The sequence below is a fragment of the Mucilaginibacter inviolabilis genome, assembly GCF_011089895.1.
Classification (GTDB): domain Bacteria; phylum Bacteroidota; class Bacteroidia; order Sphingobacteriales; family Sphingobacteriaceae; genus Mucilaginibacter; species Mucilaginibacter inviolabilis.
The window spans coordinates 3,345,613-3,369,170 of record NZ_JAANAT010000001.1 but is presented as its reverse complement, the minus strand read 5'-3'; the positions used below and the strand labels follow the sequence as shown (position 1 = coordinate 3,369,170).

Annotated in this window: 19 protein-coding genes; 13 read left to right on the top strand and 6 right to left on the bottom strand. The window is 42.9% G+C overall.

Annotated elements, in window-relative coordinates; genetic code table 11:
* Nucleotides 1-4: 4 nt before the first annotated feature.
* The 3 genes from ftsA (at nucleotide 5) to G7092_RS13800 (ending at nucleotide 4,682) form a co-directional block, all read left to right on the top strand.
* Entirely contained in the window at nucleotides 5-1,345 is a 1,341-nt protein-coding gene (gene ftsA, locus G7092_RS13810; RefSeq protein ID WP_166090243.1) for a cell division protein FtsA, read from the top strand.
* 247 nt (nucleotides 1,346-1,592) lie between these two features.
* The gene (gene ftsZ / locus G7092_RS13805; protein WP_166090241.1) at nucleotides 1,593-3,197 is read left to right on the top strand and encodes a cell division protein FtsZ; all 1,605 of its coding nucleotides are present in this window, start codon (nucleotides 1,593-1,595) and stop codon (nucleotides 3,195-3,197) included.
* A 240-nt stretch (nucleotides 3,198-3,437) separates the two neighbouring features.
* Entirely contained in the window at nucleotides 3,438-4,682 is a 1,245-nt protein-coding gene (locus G7092_RS13800) for an aminotransferase class I/II-fold pyridoxal phosphate-dependent enzyme (RefSeq protein ID WP_166090239.1), read from the top strand.
* Between the two features lie 149 nt (nucleotides 4,683-4,831).
* Here G7092_RS13800 and G7092_RS13795 read toward each other — a convergent pair whose 3' ends face one another.
* Nucleotides 4,832-5,881: a LacI family DNA-binding transcriptional regulator gene (locus tag G7092_RS13795; RefSeq protein WP_166090236.1), complete on the bottom strand. Its 1,050-nt coding sequence runs from the start codon at nucleotides 5,879-5,881 to the stop codon at nucleotides 4,832-4,834.
* 175 nt (nucleotides 5,882-6,056) lie between these two features.
* Between G7092_RS13795 and G7092_RS13790 the strand changes: the two genes are divergently transcribed.
* The 5 genes from G7092_RS13790 to G7092_RS13770 all read left to right on the top strand — a co-directional run bounded on the left by G7092_RS13790 (nucleotide 6,057) and on the right by G7092_RS13770 (nucleotide 11,210).
* Nucleotides 6,057-6,836, top strand: coding sequence for a heparin lyase I family protein (locus G7092_RS13790; RefSeq protein ID WP_166090233.1), 780 nt, complete (start codon nucleotides 6,057-6,059; stop codon nucleotides 6,834-6,836).
* A 261-nt stretch (nucleotides 6,837-7,097) separates the two neighbouring features.
* Nucleotides 7,098-8,834, top strand: a complete 1,737-nt coding sequence (locus G7092_RS13785) for a phospho-sugar mutase (RefSeq protein WP_166090231.1) — start codon at nucleotides 7,098-7,100, stop codon at nucleotides 8,832-8,834.
* A 67-nt stretch (nucleotides 8,835-8,901) separates the two neighbouring features.
* Complete coding sequence (locus G7092_RS13780; protein ID WP_166090229.1) at nucleotides 8,902-9,276, top strand: hypothetical protein; 375 nt, start codon at nucleotides 8,902-8,904, stop codon at nucleotides 9,274-9,276.
* 9 nt (nucleotides 9,277-9,285) lie between these two features.
* Nucleotides 9,286-10,719, top strand: a complete 1,434-nt coding sequence (locus G7092_RS13775) for a glycoside hydrolase family 125 protein (protein WP_166090227.1) — start codon at nucleotides 9,286-9,288, stop codon at nucleotides 10,717-10,719.
* Between the two features lie 311 nt (nucleotides 10,720-11,030).
* Nucleotides 11,031-11,210 (top strand): BF3379 family histone-like protein, encoded by a 180-nt coding sequence (locus G7092_RS13770; RefSeq protein WP_022830046.1) that lies wholly within the window; start codon nucleotides 11,031-11,033, stop codon nucleotides 11,208-11,210.
* Between the two features lie 72 nt (nucleotides 11,211-11,282).
* Here the strand turns inward: G7092_RS13770 and dapA are convergent, their stop codons facing one another.
* From dapA to ligA, 3 genes are all read right to left on the bottom strand, one after another.
* Nucleotides 11,283-12,161: a 4-hydroxy-tetrahydrodipicolinate synthase gene (gene dapA / locus G7092_RS13765; RefSeq protein ID WP_166090225.1), complete on the bottom strand. Its 879-nt coding sequence runs from the start codon at nucleotides 12,159-12,161 to the stop codon at nucleotides 11,283-11,285.
* A gap of 189 nt (nucleotides 12,162-12,350) precedes the next feature.
* Complete coding sequence (locus G7092_RS13760) at nucleotides 12,351-14,804, bottom strand: DUF5686 and carboxypeptidase regulatory-like domain-containing protein (protein ID WP_166090223.1); 2,454 nt, start codon at nucleotides 14,802-14,804, stop codon at nucleotides 12,351-12,353.
* A 144-nt stretch (nucleotides 14,805-14,948) separates the two neighbouring features.
* Complete coding sequence (ligA, locus tag G7092_RS13755) at nucleotides 14,949-16,964, bottom strand: NAD-dependent DNA ligase LigA (protein ID WP_166090220.1); 2,016 nt, start codon at nucleotides 16,962-16,964, stop codon at nucleotides 14,949-14,951.
* A 478-nt stretch (nucleotides 16,965-17,442) separates the two neighbouring features.
* Between ligA and G7092_RS13750 the strand changes: the two genes are divergently transcribed.
* The 3 genes from G7092_RS13750 to G7092_RS13740 all read left to right on the top strand — a co-directional run bounded on the left by G7092_RS13750 (nucleotide 17,443) and on the right by G7092_RS13740 (nucleotide 18,880).
* Nucleotides 17,443-18,054 (top strand): TNT domain-containing protein, encoded by a 612-nt coding sequence (locus tag G7092_RS13750; protein ID WP_166090218.1) that lies wholly within the window; start codon nucleotides 17,443-17,445, stop codon nucleotides 18,052-18,054.
* Between the two features lie 12 nt (nucleotides 18,055-18,066).
* Nucleotides 18,067-18,426: a hypothetical protein gene (locus G7092_RS13745; protein WP_166090216.1), complete on the top strand. Its 360-nt coding sequence runs from the start codon at nucleotides 18,067-18,069 to the stop codon at nucleotides 18,424-18,426.
* Between the two features lie 136 nt (nucleotides 18,427-18,562).
* Nucleotides 18,563-18,880 carry a GIY-YIG nuclease family protein gene (locus tag G7092_RS13740; RefSeq protein WP_235953822.1) on the top strand — a complete coding sequence of 106 codons (318 nt, stop codon included), beginning with the start codon at nucleotides 18,563-18,565 and terminating at the stop codon, nucleotides 18,878-18,880.
* Between the two features lie 87 nt (nucleotides 18,881-18,967).
* Here G7092_RS13740 and G7092_RS13735 read toward each other — a convergent pair whose 3' ends face one another.
* On the bottom strand, nucleotides 18,968-19,888 hold the full coding sequence (locus G7092_RS13735; RefSeq protein WP_166090214.1) for a DUF6263 family protein: 921 nt from the start codon (nucleotides 19,886-19,888) through the stop codon (nucleotides 18,968-18,970).
* A 154-nt stretch (nucleotides 19,889-20,042) separates the two neighbouring features.
* Here G7092_RS13735 and G7092_RS13730 point away from each other — a divergent pair, with 154 nt between their 5' ends.
* A complete protein-coding gene (locus G7092_RS13730; protein WP_166090211.1) occupies nucleotides 20,043-20,300 on the top strand; it encodes a hypothetical protein in 258 nt (85 codons plus the stop codon).
* Between the two features lie 270 nt (nucleotides 20,301-20,570).
* On the opposite strand, the gene G7092_RS13725 is transcribed toward G7092_RS13730, so the two are convergent.
* A complete protein-coding gene (locus tag G7092_RS13725; RefSeq protein WP_317169995.1) occupies nucleotides 20,571-22,364 on the bottom strand; it encodes a DUF885 domain-containing protein in 1,794 nt (597 codons plus the stop codon).
* A gap of 229 nt (nucleotides 22,365-22,593) precedes the next feature.
* Between G7092_RS13725 and G7092_RS13720 the strand changes: the two genes are divergently transcribed.
* Nucleotides 22,594-23,061 carry a DinB family protein gene (locus G7092_RS13720; protein WP_166090209.1) on the top strand — a complete coding sequence of 156 codons (468 nt, stop codon included), beginning with the start codon at nucleotides 22,594-22,596 and terminating at the stop codon, nucleotides 23,059-23,061.
* Nucleotides 23,062-23,558: the final 497 nt, after the last annotated feature.

Here is a 23,558-nt window from a genome sequence, read left to right as displayed (position 1 = left end):
GATTATGGACAAAAGCTCAACTCAAGACAAAAGTTCGCCAATTGTAGTAGGATTGGATATCGGAACGACTAAAATATGCGCCATTGTTGGGCGCAGGAGCAAGAACGGGAAGATTGAGGTATTAGGAATTGGCAAGGCCGAATCTGCGGGTGTTACCCGTGGTATGGTATCAAATATTGATAAAACAGTACAAGGGATCTCGCTGGCGGTTGATGTAGCCGGGGCGCAATCCAATGTAGATATTAAAGTTGTGTTTGTAGGTATAGCGGGCCAGCATATCAAAAGCCTGCAGCACCGTGGCTTGATAACCCGTCGTGACCTGCAATCAGAAATTGGTCGTAAGGATATTGATAAACTGATCGAAGATATGTACAACCTGGTGATGCCTCCGGGCGAGGAGATCATCCATGTGTTGCCGCAAGAATTTACGGTAGATAACGAGCCGGGTATCAAAGACCCGATTGGTATGGCTGGTGTACGTCTGGAAGCTAACTTCCACATCATATCCGGTCAGGTTACGGCTATCAAAAATATCGTAAAATGTGTTAACAAGGCTACCCTGGATAGCCAGGACCTGATCCTGGAGCCATTGGCTTCTTCAGAATCGGTACTGAGCGAAGAGGAAAAAGAAGCGGGTGTGGTACTGGTAGATATTGGTGGTGGTACTACCGATGTGGCTATATTCCACGAAGGTATCATCCGTCATACGGCGGTTATCCCATTTGGTGGTAACAGCGTAACTGAGGATATCCGCGAGGGTTGTTCGGTAATGCGTAACATCGCCGAGCAGTTAAAAGTAAGGTTTGGATCGGCCCTGGCTGATGAAAATAAAGAGAACGAAATTGTTTGTGTACCCGGTTTACGCGGCCGCGAGCCAAAAGAGATCTCGGTAAAAAACCTGGCCTACGTGATACAGGCCCGCATGGAAGAAATTGTAGAACATGTATACTACGAAATCAAATCATCAGGTTACGAGAAAAAACTGATAGCCGGTATTGTAATAACCGGTGGCGGTGCACAGTTAAAACACCTGCGTCAGTTGGTGGAGTTTGTTACTGGGTTAGATTGCCGTGTAGGTTACCCTACCGAGCACCTGGCCAAAAACGAAGTGCTGCCGAAAAATATTTATGAGGAGCTGCAGAGCCCGACTTTTGCCACAGGCATTGGCTTGCTGATAAAAGGTATCCAGAAAACAGAGTACATGACCGCGGCGCCTGTAGCAGATACAAGAACAGAAAAGCCAAAATACGAGCCCAAAAAAGAAGGTGGCTTGTTTGACAGGCTATTGAAAAAAAGTATCACGTTTATAAAAGATGATATAAACGACGAGGATTTTTTGAAGTAATTTTTAGTATCAAGTAGCACATTGGTATCAAGTAGCTAGTATCAAGTATCACGACAATTTTACTTTTTACGGTTTTAAAATCTTGATACTTGATACTAGCTACTCGATACTAAGAACAAAGTTTTACACATAAAGCAACTTTTCCACATTATAGACAATTGTGGAAAACCTTTGTGGAAAAAGTATTATTATTACGATGGTAAAATCTAAATATTGGTTGAATCACATATAGCTGAAAACGAAGATTATGCAGTTTGAGATGTTAAAAGAAAAATCGTCAATCATCAAAGTAATTGGTGTTGGCGGTGGCGGCGGTAACGCGGTGAACCATATGTACAGGCAGGGAATTACCGGTGTTGACTTTATAATTTGCAACACTGATGCCCAGGCGCTGGAGTTAAGTCCTATACCTAACAAGGTACAGTTGGGCGCTAGTCTTACTGAAGGAATGGGTGCCGGTTCAATACCCGAGGTGGGCAAAAACTCAGCTATTGAGAATATCGACGATATTAAGCAGATGCTGGGAGTAAATACCAAAATGTTGTTTATTACAGCAGGTATGGGCGGTGGTACAGGTACAGGCGCAAGCCCTATCATTGCCAAAGCGGCCCGTGAAATGGATATATTAACGGTAGGTATCATCACTACGCCGTTTTCATTTGAAGGTAAACGCCGTAAAATGCAGGCTGATGCCGGTTTGGAAGAATTGAAAAAATATGTCGATTCGTTCCTGGTGATATCAAACGACAGGCTACGCCAGATATTCGGCAACTTAACCATGAGCTCTGCTTTTGCGCAGGCCGATAATATATTAACAACTGCCGCTAAAGGTATCGCCGAGATCATAACCTTACCGGGTTATATCAACGTTGACTTTAAGGATGTGCGCACCGTAATGAAAGATAGCGGTGTATCTATCATGGGCAGCTGCTCTGCCGAAGGCGAGAACCGTGCTTTAAAAGCGGTTGAAGGCGCACTGGCATCACCATTGTTAAAAGATAATGAAATTGAAGGTGCACGTTATATATTGCTTAACATCAGCTCTGGTATACATGAAGTAACCATGGATGAGGTAAGCATTATTACTGATTACATCCAGGAAGAAGCTGGCTTGGCTGCTGACCTGATCTGGGGTAATTGCGTGGACGATAACCTGGGCGACCAATTATCGGTTACCATTATCGCTACCGGTTTCCAAACCAAGGATGAACGCGAAAAAGAGAACAGCAATAAAAAGATCATCTCTATGCTGGAGCCTGAGGTAAAACCTTTGGTAAAACCGGTAAATGAGTTTATCAACCCGGTTAAAGCCACTGCTACTGCCGAGCCTTATATTAAGCCAAAGGATGAGCCAAAACAAACCGGTTTGTTTGATATGTTTGCTGCCGGCCGTTCTGAAGAAAAAGAAGAGGTGGTAATGCGTTATAACCTGGATGAGGAAGAAGCAGAGGATGATCATGAACCAGATACCGCAGGCTTCACTTTTAAAATGAGTGAACCAGAGTCATACACACCGGTAAGGGAAGAAAGGAGACCTGAACCACCAGCTCCGACTCCGGAACCCGAACCAGTTGTTGGTGCCGATGATCATAAAACAAATGAATCTATCGAGGAGCAGCTGAAAAAATCGCGCGAGCGCATCATGAGGTTGAAAGATCTGAGCATGAAACTACGCAGTGGTAATATACAGGAACTGGAAAATGTACCTGCCTACAAACGTAAGGAAATAGCGCTTCAGGAAACCCCGCAGTCTGACGAAAGCCAGATCTCCAGGTTCAGCCTGATGCCGGATAACGAAGGCAATACCGAGATCCGCAAAAACAACTCTTTCCTGCATGATAACGCTGATTAGTATCAAGTAGTTAGTATCAAGTAGCAAGATAATTGAAAAGCCATTATAAGAAACAACTCCCTTATAATGGCTTTTGGTTTTTAAAAATAGATGTAACATTTTTGAGGCAAAGGCTTGATACTAACTACTTGATACTTGCTACTTAGTTATAACCTATTCTAAAAAGTTATAGCTATTGCTGCAAGCAGGATAAACGGCTATATTTGTGTTTTAAAATACTATCTTCAAAAGCATACTATTTTGGATCTATTTGACAAAATAACAAAAAACTCTGGCGGCCCTATCGGTCAGCACCAAAAATGGTCGCACGGTTATTTTTCATTCCCTAAACTGGAAGGAGAGATTGGCCCGCATATGCAATTCAACGGCAAAGAACATTTGATCTGGAGCCTGAACAATTATCTGGGCTTGGCCAATCACCCCGAAGTACGGGAAGCTGATGCGAAAGCCGCTGCCGATTATGGTATGGCTTACCCAATGGGAGCTCGCATGATGTCTGGTAACTCCATTCATCATGAAGAACTGGAAAACAACCTGGCCTCATTTGTAGGTAAACAAGCTGCTTTTTTATTGAACTATGGTTACCAGGGTATGGTATCTATTATAGATGCGCTGGTTGACCGGAACGACGTTATTGTTTATGACGCCGAGTCACATGCCTGTATCATTGATGGTGTGCGTCTGCATATGGGCAAGCGTTTTGTTTATCAGCATAACGATGTAGAAAGCTGCGAAAAGCAATTGGAACGTGCTACCCGTTTAGCCGAACAAACCGGCGGTGGTATCTTATTGATCACCGAGGGGGTTTTTGGCATGTCTGGAGTGCAGGGCAAGCTGAAAGAAATAATAGAACTTAAAAAGAAATACGATTTCCGCATATTGGTTGATGACGCGCATGGTTTTGGTACCATGGGCAGCACAGGAGCCGGAACACACGAAGCGCAGGATTGTGTTGATGGCGTTGATGTTTACTTCGCCACATTCGCTAAATCAATGGCTGGTATAGGCGCTTTTGTAGCTGCCGATGAGCAGATCATCCATTTTCTGCGTTATAATATGCGTTCGCAAACATTTGCCAAAGCGTTGCCTATGCCTATGGTAATGGGTTTGAAGAAACGTTTTGAAATGCTGAAATCTCAGCCTGAACTACGTGAAAAGCTATGGCTGATTGCCTCTACCTTACAAAAAGGTTTAAAAGAGCGTGGTTTTGACCTGGGCTCCAGCAATACTATGGTAACTCCCGTATTTTTAAAGGGCGATCTGTTTGAAGCTACCAGCCTTACCCGCGATCTGCGCGAAAACTATGGTATCTTCTGCTCTATTGTGATCTATCCGGTTATTCCTAAAGGCTTGATCGTATTACGCATTATACCAACCGCTGCGCATTCATTAGAGGATGTTCAACGTACCCTTGATGCCTACAGCGAAATGGCCGAAAAACTAAGATCTGGTTACTATAAAGAAAATAAGCTGGAGATAGCTTAGGTTCTTTCTTGAAACATAAAGCACAAAAGGCCACAGGAAATTGTGGCCTTTTGTGTTACTATAAAGTGTGTCATTGCGAGGAACGAAGCAATCTCTTTGCTGTACAGAGAAACTATATTGGGCTGAAATTGGACTCTGTGGAGATCGAGTTATTGATTTGCTTTTTTCAAAACGCTGGATTGCCTGATAGTCAAATTCGTTTTTAATACCTCTTTGGTATATTTTCCACCTGGCTCAATAACTTGTTTTAAAAAAATATTAACTGCTGCTACGCCAATCTCAAACGCCGGCTGAGCAACCGTTGTTAAGGGAGGATCGATAACGGTAGCCGTTGGATCGTCATTAAAGCCAACAACCGCAATGTCATGTGGTATCTTAATGCCCTTTTGTTTTAAGGTAAGCATCACGCCAATGGCTACCGGATCGCAAACCGCGAATATGGCATCGACAGAAACCTGATCATTCAGCAGTTTTTCTGTAGTGCTTATTCCCTGGGCCCTTTCAAAACCGCATTCGTAAATCAACTCCTCGTTCACTGGGATATGATGTTTTTGCAAGGCATCCTTATATCCCTGTAGTCTGTTTTGCGCCAGCATAATGTTTAAAGGTCCGGTAAAGTGGGCGATATTCTTGCATCCTTGCTCAATCAGATGTTCTACTATTTTAAAAGCACCTTCATAATCATCTACAGATACACTGTTGCTTTGGATGCCGTCAGGTAACCTGTCAAAAAAAACTAAAGGGATGTTTTTATTCAAAAACGACTGGAAATGATCCATATCAACAGTTTCTTTTGAAACAGATACGATCAACCCATCCACCTTGGCCGATAATAACGTTTTGGATACGATTACCTCTCGTTCATATAATTCCTGCGACTGACAAATGATTACCTTATAGCCTGCTTTATAAGCCACTTCTTCTATCCCCGCTATTACTGTCGAAAAAAAGTAATGGGATAGGATAGGCACAATCACGCCTATAGTTTTAGTTGATTTTTTAAATAAGCTGGAGGCAATAGTGTTGGGTTGGTAATTATATTTTTCGGCCAGTTCCCGTACTGCTTTCTTGGTGGCGGCACCAATCGAATGATGATTCTGCAGGGCACGTGATACGGTGCTTTTTGAAACATTTAATTCATTGGCTATATCAATTAAGGTAATTTCTTTATTTAATTTATAACGATCCTCTATGCTCATGCTTGCATTGTACGTTTGTTCCTGGAAAAGCATCTAATTTATCATTTATTCTCTCGATAAATAATCTTTCTGACACACAATAAATTACAATAAAAATTCTTTTGTGAATTAATTTTATATATTTACACAACCGGTTGCGTAAATATATTATAAACCATCTATAAACTAAAGAAGAATGAGAAAAATTCAACTAATGGCAACTGCCTTGGGGGCAGGTTGCGTGCTATTGCTATCGCAATGTACCAAAGATGTAAAGACCAATCCAGTAAGTAATGGAGGCGATGCTGCACAAATTAATGGGAAATTGAGCACTATGTCGCTATTATTTAATGGTGATGCCTCCCTTGGCTCAAGTAATGTGTGGAAGGATGTGAACATTGAAGGCTCGGGTGCGATGACCACCGTTACCGACGAAACCGGCACTCTTTGCTGGCAGTTTACCAAACCGGCAGGCAGTCACCGAACTGAGGGGCATGGTGCCAAAAATTACCAGGCGCAAATTGGCTCTGAGTTTTACATCGGGTGGACAGACAAACTGTATATGCCTGCTACGTTAAAAACGGATGCCGTATTCCAGTGGAAATCATATCCTACCAGTACTACAGCTAATCACCCATTAATGCTGCGCACCAATAACGGCAATCTGGAGCTACAGTATTTTGATATTAATCATGTGGCCAGTGTGCCCTGGTCAATTCCGCTTGCCTTGAGCACCTGGCAATCCTTTGTTTTACGTATCAAATTATCAGATAGCGCTACCGACGGCTATATTGAACTGTGGTATAACGGGGTGAAACAAACATTTACCAATAATAGTCAGCGCTACTATTGCCGCACTTTTGACAGCGATTACTGCGATCCGAAATGGGGCGTATATGGCGGTGATTCCTCACAGGCCACCCATATCGTTAAAAAGATACGTATTGGTACGAGTTATGCCGATGTAGCTCAATAAGACAAAAAGAAAAGCCCCGGTTTGCCGGGGCTTTTCTTTTTGTCTAAAAAACGCGTCATTGCGAGGTACGAAGCAATCTCTATACTTTACAGAGCGGCCTTTTATGGTTAACCTGCTTGTGTAGAGATTGCTTCGTACCTCGCAATGACGTATAAGTGTAACCACCACAAAATATTTTATTGTTCAATTGCACGCACACATTTTATTACCATATTTGTTATCAAACTGATTTTAACAAATTATCCATTAATATAGGTACACATGCAAGAATTAGACCCCTCCGTACTACAAAAGGTAAATACATGGCTTCAAGGCAGCTACGATGCTGATGTTAAACAACAGATACAAAAATTACTGGATGATAAGGCATATACAGAATTAACAGATTCGTTTTATAAGGATTTGGAATTCGGAACGGGTGGTCTTCGCGGTATTATGGGGCCTGGCTCAAACCGTGTTAACAAGTACACCATTGGTACTGCTACCCAGGGTTTGGCCAACTATCTGAAGAAGACATATCCCGGAGAAAAAATTAAAGTAGCTATCGCTCACGATAGTCGTAATAATGCTGATCTCCTGGCTTCTACCACAGCCGAAGTTTTTTCGGCAAACGGTATCCATGTGTATTATTTTGAAGCGCTGCGCCCAACACCAGAGCTATCCTTCGCGGTACGTCACCTGGGTTGCAAAAGCGGGGTAATGCTTACCGCATCGCATAATCCCAAAGAATATAATGGTTATAAAGCTTATGGCGACGACGGCGGGCAGCTAGTATCACCGCATGATAAGGCGGTAATGGACGAAGTAGCGGCCATAAAAAGTATTGATGAGGTTAAATTTAACCGCGTTGAAGAAAATATAGAAACCATAGGTAAGGATATCGATGATCTGTACTTATCGGAAATTGTAAAGCTTTCGGTATCGCCAGAAGCTATCAAAAGACAAAAGGATCTTAAAATTGTATACTCGCCAATTCATGGCACAGGTATCACCTTAACGCCTAAAGCCCTTGAGCTTTTTGGATTTGAGAATGTGATACTGGTTGACGAACAAACCACACCCGATGGTAACTTCCCAACGGTAGTATATCCAAACCCCGAAGAAAAAGAAGCCTTAACCCTGGCTCTGAAAAAGGCACAGGAAACCGATGCCGACCTGGTACTGGCAACCGATCCGGATGCCGACCGTGTAGGTATCGCCGTGAAAAATGATCAGAACGAATTTATACTGTTGAATGGCAACCAAACCGGCAGTTTACTCATTAATTACCTGTTAACCGCATGGCAGGATAAGGGAAAACTTACCGGCAAGGAGTATATCGTTAAAACGATTGTAACTTCCAACCTCATCGAAGCGATAGCTAAAGCCAAAAACGTTACCTATTATAATACGCTTACCGGCTTTAAATATATTGGCGAGCTGATGACCAAATTACAAGGCAAGCAAACTTTTATTGGTGGTGGCGAAGAAAGCTACGGTTACCTGATAGGAGAGTTGGTACGTGATAAGGATGCCGTCGTATCCAGCGCCTTTATTGCCGAAATGACCGCCTATTATAAGGATAAAGGCACCAGTCTGTTTGAGGCCCTTATTGATACTTATATACAATATGGTTTCTATAAAGAAAAGTTGATCTCCATTACCAAAAAAGGTAAAACCGGTGCCGAAGAGATTGTGGCGATGATGGATAAGTTCAGAAACAATCCACCGGCTACATTAGGCGGCTCAAAGGTGATCACCCTAAAAGATTATGAAAAAGGTGTGGAAACCGATTTGAACAGTAATACTACTAAAGCGCTGGAATTGCCCAAATCAGATGTGCTGCAGTTTATCACCGAAGATGGAAGCATCATTTCTGCCCGTCCTTCAGGTACCGAACCTAAGATTAAATTTTATTGCAGCGTAAACGGTAAACTGGCCAGCAAAGCCGCTTACCACGAAACTGATCATCAGCTGGAAGCGAAAATTGATACGATTATGAAAGATCTGGGAGTGTAATCTCTCTAACCCTCAAACAACAAAGGCGCCGATAGGCGCCTTTGTTGTTTGATAACAAAATTTTGTCATGCTGAACGTAGTGAAGCATCTATTATACGCCTTGCATCTTTTACAACAGATCCTTCACTGCGTTCAGGATGACAAAGGGAAGAGAGCCGCTCTTTCCCGTCGCCTGTGGGGACACAGGCGATTTGCCTTTATGTTTGGTAGTAATAAGTTGCCTGCGAGGACACAGGCAACGGAAAAAAAAATCTTTTATTCTCAAGTAACAAAGGGCGGGTGTCATGCTGAGCCTGTCGAAGCATGGTGGGAAGGCCTCTACGCGCGATCCTTCGACAGGCTCAGGATGACAGCCCTCCCATTGATGCTAAAACCTTTTAAAATAAAATCCGAATGTCTTTCGGATAACCAAAGGCTTTTATATTTTTACGGCTACCATTAAAAAATCTTTATGCTCACCAGAAGACATTTTATCAAACTGAACGGCGTAGCCGCCGCGGGTATTACCCTGGGTGTTACACCGTCGTTATTTGCCAGTACTTTGCCTGCTTTTGAAAGTAAACGCCCTAAACTGGCCGATCGTAAATTTACCAGTAAGGCGGTCGAAGCCATCATTCAAAAGGTGAAAAAAGATATTAAAGATCCGGAACTGGCCTGGCTGTTTGAAAACTGCTATCCCAATACCCTGGATACTACCGTAAATTATTCAGAAGCCAATGGTAAGCCAGATACATTTGTAATTACCGGTGATATAAACGCCATGTGGATGCGCGACTCATCGGCACAGGTTTGGCCGTATTTGCCTCTGATCAAGACTGACGCTGCCCTACAAAAACTGATATTGGGGGTATTGAGCCGCCAGGCTAAGTGCGTACAGATAGACCCTTATGCCAATGCCTTTAATCAGGGCCCAACCGGCAGTGAATGGGATACCGATCGTACTGATATGAAACCAGAGTTACATGAACGCAAATGGGAGATCGATTCCCTTTGCTATCCTGTACGATTGGCTTATAACTACTGGAAAATCAGCGGCGACAGCAGCTTTTTTGATGAAAGCTGGCAAAAAGCTGGTAAGATCATCCTGAAAACCTTTAAGGAGCAGCAGCGTAAAGAGGATAAAGGCCCTTATCATTTTCAACGGAAAACCGAAGTAGCCAGTGACACTGCACCTAACAGAGGTTATGGTAATCCTATTAAACCTGTCGGTTTGATTTGCTCTATCTTCCGCCCCTCAGATGATGCTACCATTTATCCATTCCTGATACCATCAAACTATTTTGCGGTTACCAGTTTAAATCAAATGGCCGAAATGTACGCTACCATTGGTAATGATAGCGGAACATCTGCCGCTTGCCGTGCTCTTGCCGCCGAAGTTGACGCTGCTCTTAAAAAATATGCAGTAGCCCAGCATCCGGAATATGGCAAAATATTGGCTTTTGAGGCGGATGGCTATGGCAATCAATTGTTCATGGACGATTCTAACGTGCCCAGTTTATTGGCGCTGCCTTACCTGGATTCGTTGCCGGTTACTGATCTGCTATATCAAAACACCCGTAAGTTTGTGCTGAGCGAAAACAATCCATACTTTTTTAAAGGCAAGGTAGCCGAAGGTATTGGAGGTCCGCACGTGGGTATAGGTTATATATGGCCTATGGCCATTATTATGCGTGGTTTAACGTCTACACATAAAGACGAGATCACGGAGTGTTTGCGATTGTTAAAAACCACGCATGCCGGTACGGGCTTTATGCATGAGTCGTTTAATAAGGATAATGCCGATGATTTTACCCGTAAATGGTTTGCCTGGGCCAATACCTTATTTGGCGAATTGATCATCAAAACACACCAGCATTATCCGGATATATTGCAGAAAATCATTTAATACAATTTTTAATATATGAATGGTATTAAAATATGTGTTTTGTTAACTAAAATCATATAAAATATTATTATTTAAAGTTATTTTGTATTTAATATGTTTTATTAATAAAATATTATAGAATATATTTTATTAATGTTTGTTTTTAATATAATATATAGCTGCTTAAATATTTATTAAGCCTTGAAAATGTGGAAAAAAACCACTTTTAAGGCAGTATTTTTTTGCTTCAAAAATTTTTAATTAAAAAAAAACATTATAGATTAGCTTTAGTTAAAACAATAAACCTCAATAATTTTAAAAGGAGTAATTAAATGAAAAAATTCACTGAAGTAAAAGAGCTTGTAGCTTCATTGGAGGCCGACGCCGACAAATTCTACAACAAAGGAAACAGCGCTGCCGGAACACGTGTTCGTAAAGGTATGCAAGATCTTAAAAACCTGGCTCAGGCTATCCGTCTGGAAGTTCAGGAAGCTAAAAATAAAGAAGCTTAGTAGGATTTTTCTTATTCCAATAAAAAGCCCGGTTATCCTATAACCGGGCTTTTTTGTTCAGCGTATTTTGTTTTATGACAGTTTGCTGGTTTCCTGTTTAATGGCATCGGCTATTTTGCTGCTTACGGGTACCAGCGGTAGTCGCAGGTGTTCATCGCAAACGCCTAAATGTTTCAGCGCGTTTTTTGCCCCGGCAGGATTGCCTTCCACAAACATTAAGCGGGTAAACTCAACCAGGCTGGCGTTTATCTTTTGCGCCGCTTTGTAATCGTTATTAAGCAACAGGCTGATCATGGCCGACAATGGTTTGGGTACAGCATTGCCAATAACCGATATCACACCTACAGCGCCCATGGCCATCATAGGTAGGGTAACCGGATCGTCGCCAGATATGACTAAAAACTCTTCCGGCTTATCGCGCATCAGTTGGTTAAACAGGTCGAAATTTCCCGAAGCCTCTTTAATACCAATGATGTTTTTAAAATCGCGAGCCAGGCGCACGGTTGTTTCTGCAGCTACAGTGCTGCCGGTACGGCTGGGTACGTTATATAAAATTACCGGAAGTGGTGCTGCCAGTGCTATAGCTTTATAGTGCTGATATATACCCTCCTGGGTAGGTTTGTTATAATGCGGACTTGATGATAATATGGCATCATAACCGGTAACATCAAATGCTTTGATTTGCTCAACTACCTCATGTGTATTGTTGCCACCTATGCCGGCAACTAAATTTACGCGCTTCTTGACAACCTCCGCGGTAAATGCCCAAACCTGCTTTCGCTCGTCGGCATTCAATGTGGCGCTTTCGCCGGTTGTACCTAATGATACCAGGTATTGCACCCCGCCATCAATCAAATGTTCAATCAGGTTTCTTAAACCCTCGTAGTCAACTTGACCATCCGCCTGAAAAGGGGTCACCATGGCTACCCCTGTTCCGTAAAATATATTCATGAGTAAAATTAAAGGATGCTAATATAGTGAGATAGTATCAAGTAGCTAGTATCAAGTATCAAGATTTAGCAAATTTTTGGTATCAAGTAGCTAGTATCAAGTATCAAGATTTGGGTACAAATCTATAAGCGGTACTTTTGTTAGCAATGCTAAAATAAGGTCTTGATACTTGATACTAGCTACTTGATACTAAAAACTCACTCCCAGCCTGATAGCCGAATTAGTGTTGCTGCCGCTGTTGAATGACTTACCGTACATCAGTCTGATATTTAAATACTGCAAACCAAAACCCAGCTCGGTGTAATTTTTAAGGGTGGGGGTGTATAGGTAGTTTACATCCACAATTTCCTGTAGTTTTAATTTGCGGATGAGGGGAATCTTGTTGGTGATAAAGCCCATAAAATTGTGTTCCAGGTGACCTTCGGCATATTTATCGGGGGTACTGAAGTTGTAATAATCTAACAGCAAGAAGCGGTTGATGCCTGGGGTGTAAGCTAATAACTGGTTACCGTCAAAATGTTTATAATCCGGGAAATATAATTTATTGGCATTCAGAAATTTGCCCGCACCTATAAAAAAGGAGGTTTTGCCGTAAAAACCCATATCGATATCTGATTTGGATATGTCGGCACTCAGCAGGTCGTAATCTACATCAGACCCGAGTATATCTTTTATGCCCTTGGTATAATTTATACCGATGGTAGGATATTTTGATGGCAGGTACCTACGGCCTGATGGGTAGGTTTCGTACTGGTCGCTAAAATTGTAACTGGTACGTAAAGCTATTTTGAATGATTGATTTTCAGGAAACAAAGGACTATCCTGTGCCGGGTTTAAAGGATTGTTGGAGGTGAACTGGTGGTTCTGCGGACTAAAAAAGCTATAGGTAGAAGTGTTACTCAGTGATTTACGGTTGGCCCACTCTACGGTTGCACCTGCCAGCCATCCACCCACCACGCGACCAGATAAGGAGGCCGATACAAATTGCTTTTGATATAGTTTCTGGTAGTTTTGCCGCTCAAACAAACTATACAGGGAGTTAACCAATGTAGATACCGGCTGCTGGTTGTTGAGGTCGGTAATGTCGGATCCGCCACGGATGCCCAGAGTGAACCGCTTCCCTACAGGTATAGCTGCTCCCGCTGTACCATTCAGCAAATGATTGGAAAAACCATAACGCACATGGGCATCTATTGCAAGCGAACGATGATTAAGTGTATCGATCACCTTGCTGTATGACACTCCATAGTTGATGGCGAAACCTTCTACCGTATTGTAAAGTGCCGAACCCAGCAAGCCATCATAATGGAAATTTTCCTTTTTATAACGGTTGCGGACATCAACACCGGTGAGTAATATTCCCAATGGCTTTACCTCATTATTGGCCTTGTCCAACGAGTCGAGGTATGGTTTCGATTCGCGCTTGCGGGCCAGTTTATCCTTGTTGATGTAGTCGGTTTTTTCTTCATCGGTTAGTGGAATAGGGCGTTCTAGGTTCCAATAAGTCGAATCTTTATGGGTGCCTTTATCAATACGTAAAACCTCGGCAAAATTGGTTTTTTCAAAGCTGGGGTTCAGATCATAATTTTTATATATCGAAATATAATAACCACCCACTTTAAAGCCCAGCAAACCACCAGTAAATTCAAACTTACTGCTGGCCGGCATCCAGGCAGTATTGTTCACCGGGTAAAACTGCTGGTTTACTTTAAGGGTATCAACCAAATTGATATTGGCCTTTTTGGTGATGAACAGTTGAAGTGCCGATAACCGCCAGCTATCCTCCAGAATATAAATATAACCCTCAAAACAAGGGTCGTGTGCGCGCTTGGGTGTTACCTGTATCTTGTTGATGGTTTCGCCATTCTCCACGGAGATGCCCATCCATTTATAGTTATAATAGAATAAAGCGTTATCGGCAATGGGCGATACCAGCGGACGATTGCTGAGGCCATCCCAGGTTTCAAAGTTTTCATAAAAATTAACCGCCATATCTGATGCCCGGTTAAAACTGAAAGCCCGGTTTTGACCCGATACTTTGGAGGACACCTGTACCTCATGTACTTTGTCGGGCCGTATAAAGCTATATTTTGATTCAGATTCTGACAGATAAACAATGCCCGTGCGGTTAGAGTCGAGACCGGCCTCTGTAGCGGCTTTTTGCACGTTAAAACCCAAAAACTTTTTGGGCGCCGCCAGCAGCTTTTGCAGGCCTTTGATGTAAATATCGCAGGTGTAGGCTTTTACCTCGTTGAGGTAAGTTTTACGCTTTTTAATCGCTTTGCGGATAATAGTATATGCAGGATCTTCACCGCCTGCATGGATGGCTACTGTTTTAAGCTGATAGGTTTCGGTTTGGAGCGAGATGTTGATTACCTGGTTGCCGGTAAGGTTTACTTGCCGGCTTTGCTGTCCATAACCAACCGCTTTGTATTGCAGCTCATAATTACCGGCGCTCAATTGCAGCTGATAAACTCCCTCGCTATTGGCCGAGGTTCCTTTGGATGTGTTTTTAACGTAAATAGATGCAAAAGGAATAGGCTTGTTTTGCTCGTCGGTTATTTTGCCGCTGATGTTAAGTTGCTGGGCAAATGCAGAAATACCCGATATAAAGAACAAGACAGATAGTAACGTAAATTTCATGTAGTAAGGTAGTTTGTACTAAGATGAAATTTATTTACTAAATGTTACAACACTGGTTTGTTAAATAATGTGAAATTGACTAAAAACAGAAAATGCCGGTGATCTTAACCGGCAATCTCAAATCTCATATCTTACATCTCAAATCTATCCAATCATCGCCAATAACTCCTCATCACTAATAATAGGGATATTTAGTTTTTGAGCTTTCTCCAGCTTGGCGGGACCCATGTTATCGCCGGCAACCAAATAAGTGAGTTTGGCCGATATGCTGCTCAGTATTTTACCACCGTTTTGCTCTATCAGATCTTTCAACTCGTCGCGCGAGTACTTTTCGAACACACCAGATATAATAAAACTTTGCCCTGCCAGTTTTTCGCTGGCTAGTTTTACTTCTTTTATCTCGACTACAAACTGCAGACCGAGCGCCTTTAATTTTTCAATTTCCTCGCGGTGTTTTTCATCGGCGAAATAATCAACCAGACTTTGGGCTATACGCTCGCCAATTTCATCGGCAGTAACCAGCTCTTCCGGGGTGGCGGCCATCAGTCCATCGATGGATTTAAAGTGGATAGCCAGTTTTTTGGCAACGGTTTCGCCAATATAGCGGATACCCAGGCCAAACAGCACTTTTTCAAAAGGCATTTGCTTGGATTTCTCGATACCATCCAGCATGTTGGTGATGGATTTATCGCCAAAGCGGTCCATCTGTTTTAACTCATCGGCATGCTCATGTAGCTTATAAATATCGCTGATGTGGCTGATGAACCCGCGCCCGTACAAGGTTTCGATAGTCTCATCGCCCAGGCCGTCAATATCCATCGCTTTACGGCCGATGAAATGCTGCATTTTACCCACAATTTGCGGTGGGCAGCCTTCATCATTGGGGCAATAAAAAGCAGCTTCGCCTTCCTTGCGTTCCAATGGGGTATTGCAGGCAGGGCAGGTGGTGCGGTATACCACAGGTACGGCGTTCTGCGCCCTTTTCTCCGGGTTTACACTGATGATCTTCGGGATGATCTCGCCGCCTTTTTCTACAAAAACGGTATCGCCTTCATGCAGGTCCAAACGGATGATCTCGTTGGCATTGTGCAACGTGGCCCGTTTAACCGTAGTGCCGGCCAACAGTACCGGTTTTAAATTGGCTACCGGGGTAACGGCGCCTGTACGGCCAACCTGGTAGCTTACGCTCAGCAATTCGGTTTCTACGCGCTCTGCTTTAAATTTATAGGCTATGGCCCAGCGCGGTGATTTAGCCGTAAAGCCTAATTCCTGCTGCTGCGAATAGTTATTTACTTTGATTACGATGCCGTCGGTATCGTAACTCAAACCAAACCTATCCTTATCCCATTTGGTTATAAATTCAAATACCTCGTCAATATTATTACAAAGACGGCTATGCTCGTTGGTATGAAAGCCCCAGCTTTTAACGGCCTGCAGGCTTTCCCAATGGGTTTTAAATATGGGCTTTTCGGTATATAGGAAATATAGAAAACAATCCAGCGGACGTTTGGCTACTTCAGCCGAATCCTGCATTTTAACCGTGCCTGAGGCAAAGTTGCGTGGGTTGGCATATGCAACCTCTCCGTTCTCCAAACGTTCGTTATTGAGGCGCTCAAAGGCCTTGCGGTGCATAAAAACCTCGCCGCGTATGTCAAAGTAGCTGGGATAATCGCCGCCTTCGTGCAGGCGTTTGGGTATGGTGTTAATGGTGCGTATGTTGGCAGTCACTTCATCGCCCTGAACGCCGTCGCCGCGGGTTACGGCGCGCAGGAGTTTACCATCCTCATAAGTTAAACTCATAGAGAGGCCATCAAACTTCAGTTCGCATACATACTCAAAGTTATCGCCGATAGCCTTGCGGATACGCTGATCAAAATCAAGCAATTCCTGCTCGTTATAGGTATTACCTAACGATAGCATAGGCCAGCGGTGGCGGTAGGTCACAAACTCCTTGGTAATATCGCCGCCAACTTTTTGCGTCGGCGAATCCGGATCAGCAAATTCCGGGAACTCTTTTTCCAGCTTGTTCAGCTGTTCTAATTTTTTATCAAAATCAAAATCGGCAATAGTTGGCATGGCCAGCACATAGTAGTTGTAATTGTGCTGTTTTAACTCGGTTGTTAAGGCCTTGATCTGGTTTTTGGCTTCCGCTGGTGACATAGATGCGAAGTTAAGAAATTACTTTATTCCATAGTTTACAAAGTATCAACTCCATAGTGCAATTCAAATTAGCAAGCAGTCGACTCACCCTGTCATCGCTGCGCTCGACATCCCTCTCTTCGCCTGCGGCGGAAAGAGGGAGTTTTTTTTCTTTTTAATTTTTGTCATCCTGAGGAACGAAGGATCTATTCTACAATTGAAAAGTTCAATAATAGATGCTTCACTGCGTTCAGCATGACAAACGTATTTTCCCCACCCTCTTTCCAGCGAAGCTGAAGAGAGGGTCGTCCAGCAAAGCGCAGACGGGGTGAGTTGGCACCGCGCGACGAAAATTTGATTTGCACTCCTATAAACGCTGGCTTTTGAGAATACAAAATGAATAAAAAGTTCAATTGTTGCTTAATAATAAATATTTAGTTTCGTTTTGCGCAATATAGATAGCGCATTTAATTATTATTCAACTTAAACCAAAACAAAAATGAAACAAATTAGACTACTGCTACTCGCAGTATTACTGATGCCTTTCCTGGCACAGGCACAGGTATCCCAAAAACACCACCCGCATCATTCAAAGGGTCACGAAAAAAACAGCCTGGTAAGAGGTGTTAGTTATGCTGATTTTGTAAAATCGGTATCGGACTTTGCCGATAGTACCAAGAAACCCCTGGCCGACACGGCCTGGAGACTTTGGAAAGAGGAAAAATGGGCCCAACTGGAACAATTTTTTACCGCCAACAACCTTAACGGTGGCTGGCCGCCAAACCGCGGGGCGGTCGACCTGAAAATAGTGACTTTACCAGCAGGTATAGACATTGACCGTTACGGAGGTTATTTTGATGCCGACAGTGTGTTTCAGGATCGTGGCACTTTTGTATCCAAAACAGGTGTGCCTTTTCCGCAGCGTGCTTTACCCGATAAAACACTAAATTCACCTTACCGTGTTTATACCATACTGAAACCAATACCCAATGTAAGGCAGGGTACCATTATTCCCTGGTTTGGTAAACCGGGTTTAGGTATCCAGTATGAAACACCCTATATCATAAACGACCTTAAAAAAGAAGGTTATATTGTAGAGAAAAAAAACTAAATAATAAAAGCCATGATCACAAAACAGGAGAAGATAGGATCACTGATCTTTGACGGGGACGAACAGGATGTGATATCCCGCTCTTTCCAACCGGATACCAAAACAAACCTTGGAGGTGCTATTGCATTTGATGATTTTATCAATCATGATTTTGAGGATCTGCAGGGGCTTATAGGCGATGATGATTTTGCATCCATCGTCAAAACCGGAAATTTTACCCGCGATAGTGGCTTTTTGCATCAATACCATGGAAGCGATAACCTGAAACTATACTTCTGCCAGAGAGATAAAACAATTGTTGTTTTTGCCTACGGCGAGTTTCAGCCAACGCGGTATAAGCTGTATTTGGAGGGCGTGTGGGTAATTAAGTAAGGTAATCCTGAAAGGATGAAAGGCTTGTCATCCTGAGCTTGTCGAAGGATCGTGCGTAGAGGCCTTGCCCACCATGCTTCGACGGGCTCAGCATGACAGCCATTTTTTGATTATTTGGACTTCTTTATTTGAGTTAATGACATATTTGAAGGAGATGAATTATTATCATGTTTATATACTGCGCTGTAGTGATGGTTCTTATTACACGGGAATAACTAATGATATCGAACGACGATTAATTGAACATCAATCGGGTGAGAATCCCCGATGCTATACTTACAAACGCCGACCGGTTCAGCTTGTTTTTAATGAAGTATTTAATGATGTTAATCAAGCAATAGCTTTTGAAAAACAAGTAAAAGGATGGCGAAGGGAGAAGAAAGATGCGATAATTAACGGACATTGGGATTTGCTGCCCGAATTGTCTAAAGCAAAAAAAGGCCTGTCATCCTGAGCTTGTCGAAGGATCGCGCGTAGAGGCCCTGCCCACCATGCTTCGACAGGCTCAGCATGACACCCGTTTTATAAAAAAAGAAACTTTTTATTTATCCGTAGTTACCGATTCATTCACTACACTCATCGGGAAGCTGACACCACCGGGTACTTTAGGATTATCTTTTATATTCACCGTACCGCTGATCACCTGTTTGGTTTTAGATTCGCTGATCCAACCGGTAACCTTGTCAAACTTAATGTCGGCAGTCATAGTACCGGTCATGTTGTATTTCATGGGCATATCACCCACTCGTTTAAAATCATCGGCAGCATTGGTAGCCAGTTTTCCTTCGCCATGGATTACATAGCTGCTGGGAGTTACGTCGACTAATTGGTAAACAGTGCTCACTTTGGCCGACATGGCGCTTTCCAGACTGGTATTAATGGTCCATTTATCATTTTTGGATACCGGTGTTTCGGGGAAAACAGCTGTAGCCAGTTCAATACTTCCCTTGATGGCTTTGGCGCCGAACGATTGCAGGAACTGGGCTTTGATCTGCTCTTTCTGCGGGCCTTGTACCTGCGGGAAGCTGTCCAGTACCGACGAGATCATATTCTCTACATTCTCTACCGATTTTACCCTGCCGCTTTTGGTAAATGTAGCTGTAAAAGGTTTGTTCACCAGTCCGGCCAATATACCCGACATAAAATCGTTAGGGTCATTCTTTTGCGAATCATAGCTCACGGGGCCGTTGGGGAGCTGCATTTTTAAGGCCAGGCTTTTATAGTTTACCTCCATGTAATATAATGAGTCGTCGGCATTCAATACTTTGAAAGAGGTTGTGCCATTAATGGAGATCTCGATATGGTTATCTACCCCGCTAACGGTTTGTTTAATGGCCGATGTGGTATTGGTAACCATATTGTACGTATTGCCCTTAACCAGGTGTAAGGCCAATTTTATTTTTTGAGCTTGTACCGACAGACTAATGCCGAGTATGAGAAGCAGACTAAAAAGATATTTCATAGTGTATTTATTGCGTGCTAAAGTTATTATAAAAATCTTCATCAAAAAATGCAGTAAAACATAACAATTATTTAAAAGTAATTTCGTTAACTTTATAGTAATCAATGCTCTTTATATTTCATTAGTATATTTTAACAACGGAAAGGGGGTTTTTATGTTACAGCAAATAGCATTTATACCACAGCACCAGTTTCATGTGTTGATCAATTTTAAGGATGATGAACGCATTGTAGCCGTTTTACCGAATGAAGCAGGACGATTCCGCGTGGTTGATCAGGGTAAAGTTATTGCAGAAGTTGATCTGGACGATAGCAAGCACAATGTAGTTTGCTGCCAGGGAAAGTTGGAAGATAACGTATTAGCCCAGCTGGAGCACCAGATTATACATCATTACGAAAATCATTACGCCTAGTATAGCATAAAAGAATTTGATAGTTCATGGGTGATGGCTTATGGTTCATAGTCCATGAGTTTTTATTATTCATGGGCTATCTCTTTTTTTGTCAATAGTTGATTCATAAATATTATGGCTATTATTTCCCATTTCTTAGCGGATATGTCATTGCGAGGAGGAACGACGAAGCAATCTCGTAGCTATTCTTATGGATGAGAACGCGAAGAGATTGCCACGCTACGCTCGCAATGACATGGAGTTGATGTGTGGGGGTAAAAGACTCCTTCCTCAATTCTTACTTGCAGCCGGTTTGGCCAGCATGGCCTCTTTGATAAACTTAACCGGAGCGCTGCCGTAGCTCAGGAATTTCTCATTAAAATCTTTCAGTTTATATTTATCGCCCATTTTTATCTTGTAGGCCTCGCGCAGATCCATGATCTCTTTGTAGCCGGTGTAGTAGCTGGTTAGCTGTACACTGCTTACACTTACCCTTTTCCATTTGCCTTCGGCTTCGGCCTGTTGCTGAAAGGCTTCGGCGGTGAGTAGTTTAATAGCCTGTTCTTTGGTCATGTCGTTATTGTGCACGCTGTAATCCAGTATGGTATTACAAACCGAGCGCAGGTTCCATTTGTACCACATCAACCGCATTTCGGGCTCGTTGTTGCCATAGCCATTATCCAGCATCATTTCTTCGGTGTATACGGCCCAACCCTCATTCATGGCACCATTACCCAATACCGATTTGATAATGCTGGGCGCTTTATTGGCATAAACACCCTGCACATAATGCCCCGGAACGGCTTCATGGATGCAAAGTATCTGAATAATGTACTGATTATACTCGCGCAAATAGCTTTCGGCTTTCTCCGGACTCCAGCCGGCCAGGCTGCCTACGTTGAAATAAGAGTTACCATTTTTATCATACGGGCCCGGGCCACTCATAGAAGCGCCGGCCACACCCGCCATATAACCCGGTTCTTTACGGATAATGAGCGGCTTGGTTGGATCAAGCGTAAGCAGGTCCTTGGTTTTTACAAAATCTTTTAACTTGGGGATCAGCTGTACAATGGCCGACTGAAATTCATCAGGTTTTACGTGCTTGGATGACAGCGTATCGATCATCGCCCTGATCAATAAGAGCGTATCGCCCGGCATAGCTTTGCTGCCGAAATATTTGGGCCATAGCTCGCGGCTTATTTTAGCCATCTGGCTGTGCAGGTATTTTTTACGCTGCATAGCGGCGTTAAAGGTTTGCTGTCCGTTGCTGGCCGATACGTTTTCGTACTTGAATTTATCTTCATACAGATCTTTCCCCAGACGGAAGCTGCGTGGATGATCATTTTTCAATGCCTTTAACCAATCGGTATATCCTTTGATAGCCTGTACCGCAAGCGCCGCACGATCGGTCATCTGTTTCCTTTCGGCCTTGGGGATATCGGTTTTTTTGAGCGAGTCGGCAAAGTCTTTTTCAATTACACTCAATCCGCCCAGGTTTTGATCAATGGCCAATGCGGTAAGTTCGGTAACCGGGTTTTTAACCTGTTTTTCGGCTTCTTTGTAATAAGCAGGCACACTGGCCAGGCGCTGATAAAAGTTGTGCAGGCGTTTGGCCAATGGAGCATAATGCTCATTGAGCATATAGGCAAAAGTGCTGATAACGTTATAGGACGACGGATCCCACTCGTATGATTTTAGGCGTTCAATTTGCCATTGGGTATAATCCAATTGATTTTGCATTATTTTATAATCAATACGGTTGCCCTCGTTCAGCGTATTCACCTCAAAACGACTTAAAGAATCGATCTGGAATTTGACAAATTCCAGCATTTTGCTCCGGGTTTGCTCGCTGGGTATGTACAATAAGCTATCGTATTTATGATATCCTACCGAAGTAGCCCAATTAGGATCAAGCTTCCATAAATGCTCCAGGAAGGAGTTTTCATAAGTGGCAAAAGCCGCATCGTCTTTACCTAACAGTGCGCCGCTGCCGCCACCGCCCATGTCTTTTTTACAGCCGGTAAAGGCAACAAGGAAAATAATAATGGCCAGGGCCAGCCTTACGAATATATTTTTGATAATCACGGGATAAAATGATTTTAATAATGCACGATAAACTTAAAACATTTAAAGCATATAAATCAAACCGTAGATTAATTTGTTACTTTATTTAGGAGCAAGGATTTTGGGAACAAAGAATAAAGACATTGAGAGCGTAAAGATTTTGGGAACAAAGAACAAAGGCTGAAGAAAGCAAAGAAAAATCCTTACTCTTTGTTCCAAAAATCCTTACTCTCCAAAAAAACTAATTATAATGACAGAACACCAGATACTAATAGATGAACTGCTGCACTTGCTGAATGGCGGCAATGCCCACGCCGACCTGAAACGTGCGCTGAAAGATTTACCTGCCGATTTAAGAGGAGCCAAACCCGATAAGCTGCCTTACAGCATCTGGCAGCTGGTAGAGCACATCCGGATTGCCCAATGGGATATGCTGGAATTTAGCAAGGATGGCAGTCACGAGTCGCCAAACTGGCCGGATGATTACTGGCCCAAAGAAACGGCACCCAAAAGTGATGAAGCCTGGAACAAATCGGTAAAACAGATAGAGCATGACCGGGAGGAATTTATAGATCTGATTAAAAAGGGCGATCTGTACAGCAAAATACCTCACGGCGATGGACAAACCATTCTGCGCGAAGTTTTACAGGCCGCCGATCATGAGGCTTACCATATTGCCGAGATCATTGTGATCAGGAGACTGCTGGGCGCGTGGTGAGCCCCCTAACCCCCTAAAGGGAGGATTTTAATATCGAACATAGAATGTTGAATATCGAATAATGAAGGAAAAACTTTTAAAGGTGGAGCAGAGGATGTGCGATTCCTTCCTTGGGGAAGGGGAGGAAGGGGTTTAGCCGGTAGATTTTTCGTCCCCTCAGGGTCTCCTGAAAGGGACCCTGAGGCTGCCCCAAAGGAGAAACTTCGATGTTGGGAGTTCAGGATTCAGTGTTCGTTATGATTTAACATTTCCGCTTCTGATTCAATTTTCGTATATTTATATAAATCGACAGCCCGGTTCTCTTTGATCAGAGAACCGGGCTGTTTGGTTAAGGACAAAACAGGTCAAAAATCGACTGTTTTATATGTAGTTATTTGAATGTCAATTATTTAATACTTTTTAAAGTTTTCAAAACCACTCAAAACTATCTTAAAATTTGTTAAAAAGTGTTAAAATCGATGGTTTTGAGTCAATTTTCGAGCATTTTTTGCCCGTTT

What these genes read in the sequence shown, in the direction of transcription:
- ftsA (WP_166090243.1), top strand. Translation starts at nt 5, where the DNA reads ATGGACAAAAGCTCAACTCAAGACAAAAGTTCGCCAATTGTAGTAGGA.
- G7092_RS13745 (WP_166090216.1), top strand. Translation starts at nt 18,067, where the DNA reads ATGATCACAAAACAGGAGAAGATAGGATCACTGATCTTTGACGGGGAC.
- G7092_RS13780 (WP_166090229.1), top strand. Translation starts at nt 8,902, where the DNA reads ATGCTGAACGTAGTGAAGCATCTATTATACGCCTTGCATCTTTTACAA.
- dapA (WP_166090225.1), bottom strand. Translation starts at nt 12,161, where the DNA reads ATGAATATATTTTACGGAACAGGGGTAGCCATGGTGACCCCTTTTCAG.
- G7092_RS13750 (WP_166090218.1), top strand. Translation starts at nt 17,443, where the DNA reads ATGAAACAAATTAGACTACTGCTACTCGCAGTATTACTGATGCCTTTC.
- G7092_RS13720 (WP_166090209.1), top strand. Translation starts at nt 22,594, where the DNA reads ATGACAGAACACCAGATACTAATAGATGAACTGCTGCACTTGCTGAAT.
- G7092_RS13730 (WP_166090211.1), top strand. Translation starts at nt 20,043, where the DNA reads ATGTTACAGCAAATAGCATTTATACCACAGCACCAGTTTCATGTGTTG.
- G7092_RS13785 (WP_166090231.1), top strand. Translation starts at nt 7,098, where the DNA reads ATGCAAGAATTAGACCCCTCCGTACTACAAAAGGTAAATACATGGCTT.
- G7092_RS13795 (WP_166090236.1), bottom strand. Translation starts at nt 5,881, where the DNA reads ATGAGCATAGAGGATCGTTATAAATTAAATAAAGAAATTACCTTAATT.
- G7092_RS13735 (WP_166090214.1), bottom strand. Translation starts at nt 19,888, where the DNA reads ATGAAATATCTTTTTAGTCTGCTTCTCATACTCGGCATTAGTCTGTCG.
- G7092_RS13760 (WP_166090223.1), bottom strand. Translation starts at nt 14,804, where the DNA reads ATGAAATTTACGTTACTATCTGTCTTGTTCTTTATATCGGGTATTTCT.
- G7092_RS13770 (WP_022830046.1), top strand. Translation starts at nt 11,031, where the DNA reads ATGAAAAAATTCACTGAAGTAAAAGAGCTTGTAGCTTCATTGGAGGCC.
- G7092_RS13740 (WP_235953822.1), top strand. Translation starts at nt 18,563, where the DNA reads ATGACATATTTGAAGGAGATGAATTATTATCATGTTTATATACTGCGC.
- G7092_RS13790 (WP_166090233.1), top strand. Translation starts at nt 6,057, where the DNA reads ATGAGAAAAATTCAACTAATGGCAACTGCCTTGGGGGCAGGTTGCGTG.
- ftsZ (WP_166090241.1), top strand. Translation starts at nt 1,593, where the DNA reads ATGCAGTTTGAGATGTTAAAAGAAAAATCGTCAATCATCAAAGTAATT.
- G7092_RS13775 (WP_166090227.1), top strand. Translation starts at nt 9,286, where the DNA reads ATGCTCACCAGAAGACATTTTATCAAACTGAACGGCGTAGCCGCCGCG.
- ligA (WP_166090220.1), bottom strand. Translation starts at nt 16,964, where the DNA reads ATGTCACCAGCGGAAGCCAAAAACCAGATCAAGGCCTTAACAACCGAG.